Here is a 2,016-nt window from a genome sequence, read left to right as displayed (position 1 = left end):
TGCTAGGGGCTGAGGAAGCTCGGGAGGATAACGTGTTGATTCAGAAGGTGATTGAGGATATCGAGTTGTTTTACGAGGCTGAGTTGGAAGGGTAAGCTGATACATATGGGGAATGGGCTATTATGGTCTGTTCCCTTTTTTTCGTGCTGGAGGTGAACAGAATGAGCAAAAATAGTGACAAACCCAAAAGAAACAAGCCTAAGATACTGACCAAGTACGATCAATTTGTTGTGCCAAGACTCAGGGATATTCCCGTTTGGGTACGTGAAGGAACCACAGATGAAGAGATTGCGAAACGGCTAAATATTCACATTTGGACATTAGGCGATTATAGAAGGAAACACCCTAAATTTGCTGAAGCATTGGAACGTCCAACCAAATGGGAAACTCATGTATATCCTCGGTTAGCGGAGATTCAGCAATGGTTCGAAGAAGGCGTGAATGCAGAGGACATTATCAAGAAACTCGATATAGGTAAAACGACTTGGTATGAGTACATAGATAAACATCCGATGCTGGCTGAACTAGTCAAATGGAGCAGATCTGTCCCTATTTCACACGTGGAAAATTCACTTTTAAAAGCAGCTACAGGATATGAATATGAGGAAATAAAAACGATTATTGAAGAGGACAAAAATGGAAAAAAGAAGACGCGTATCGAGAAAGTGAAACGGTATCAGCCTCCCAATCCAACAGCGATGATCTTCTACTTAAAGAACCGCGCACCCAATGAGTGGAATGATCGGCGTGAGCTGTTGGTGAATACGAAGGCACTGGAACAGGAACGGAAGCAGCTATTTCTGGATATGATCGAAGCCGATGTGGTGGATGCTGATTATGAAGCTATTGAGGAATCGGTCGAGATGGAGGAAGGATATGTGGAGACGGATCACTCGCAGCCATAACGTTATGCCGTCAGTATTTGTATAGATAAACGCCAGTTTCAGCCCGGAATTAGCCCCAAAAGTAGCCAGAATCAGTGCATAAGATAAGTTATGCAATGAGTGGACTTTCCCCCACATCAACGGTATGATGTGACACACAAGCGAAGGGTGGGGCGAATATGGAGTATATACAAGGGTTTGAAGCACATTTACGGAGCAAGGATCGAAGTGAGAACACAATTTCCTGTTACATTCGGGACGTGCTACAGTTCACAGCTTGGTATCGGGGCAAGACGGAATATGGACTGGACAAGTGGATTGAATTGGATGGCGTAGAGTACAAGAAGGTTCTGCAAAGCACCAACCAAGCGATACTCACCATCAACCGCAAGATTGCCAGTATCAACGTATTTTCACAATGGATGCATCAACAAGGCTATATAAAGGAAGAAATACATATCGAAGCGGTCAGAAACAAGGTAGTTCGGCAATATAAGGGGTTAGCAGAAAAGGATTTGTGGAAGCTGCGGAATGAAATTCACCGGATGGGCAATCGGATGCATATCTGTATGATCGAATTACTGATGGGAACGGGGATAAGGGTAAGCGAATTGGTCGGCATCCAGCTGAAGGATATGGAGATTAGTGAACGTAAAGGGATGCTGAAGGTACTCGGTAAGGGAAACTCCTTCCGCACTATTCCATTAAATAAGGAAGTGCGAAAAGCCATTACCCGATATCTTGAAGTCAGGCCACAAGTGGAATCAGAGTATCTATGTATGGGGCAGCGTGGAGCATTGGAACGAAATTCGATTAACCTGATTCTGAACAAATACGGGAAACGGATCAATGTGAAGGTGACGCCACATATGCTTAGACATACACTTGGCTATAAGCTGGTAAAAACGACTCCATTGACGACTATCCAGCAAATCCTTGGACATGATCACGTAGCAACAACCAATATCTATACCCTAACAACACAGCAGGATATGGCTGAAGCCTTGGCAAATATCGAGTGGTGAGAAGAAGCCACTCTTTTTGTCGTGGATGGAGGGGTTCTTCTATGTAGATAAACGAAGCCGCCAGCAAAGGGTGCAGAAATTTTCGCGATGATTTTACGGTACATATG

Annotated in this window: 2 protein-coding genes; both read left to right on the top strand. The window is 44.1% G+C overall.

Annotated features, from left to right (window positions below; all coding sequences use genetic code 11):
• Window positions 1-161 precede the first annotated feature (161 nt).
• Complete coding sequence (locus tag ACIFO6_RS24200) at window positions 162-905, top strand: transposase (RefSeq protein WP_430044612.1); 744 nt, start codon at window positions 162-164, stop codon at window positions 903-905.
• A 158-nt stretch (window positions 906-1,063) separates the two neighbouring features.
• On the top strand, window positions 1,064-1,909 hold the full coding sequence (locus ACIFO6_RS24195) for a tyrosine-type recombinase/integrase (RefSeq protein WP_430044610.1): 846 nt from the start codon (window positions 1,064-1,066) through the stop codon (window positions 1,907-1,909).
• Window positions 1,910-2,016: the final 107 nt, after the last annotated feature.

The sequence above is a fragment of the Paenibacillus sp. NRS-1781 genome (genome assembly GCF_050467745.1).
Classification (GTDB): domain Bacteria; phylum Bacillota; class Bacilli; order Paenibacillales; family Paenibacillaceae; genus Paenibacillus; species Paenibacillus terrae_A.
This window is presented reverse-complemented; position numbering and strand designations above follow the sequence as displayed.

What these genes read in the sequence shown, in the direction of transcription:
- ACIFO6_RS24200 (WP_430044612.1), top strand. Translation starts at nt 162, where the DNA reads ATGAGCAAAAATAGTGACAAACCCAAAAGAAACAAGCCTAAGATACTG.
- ACIFO6_RS24195 (WP_430044610.1), top strand. Translation starts at nt 1,064, where the DNA reads ATGGAGTATATACAAGGGTTTGAAGCACATTTACGGAGCAAGGATCGA.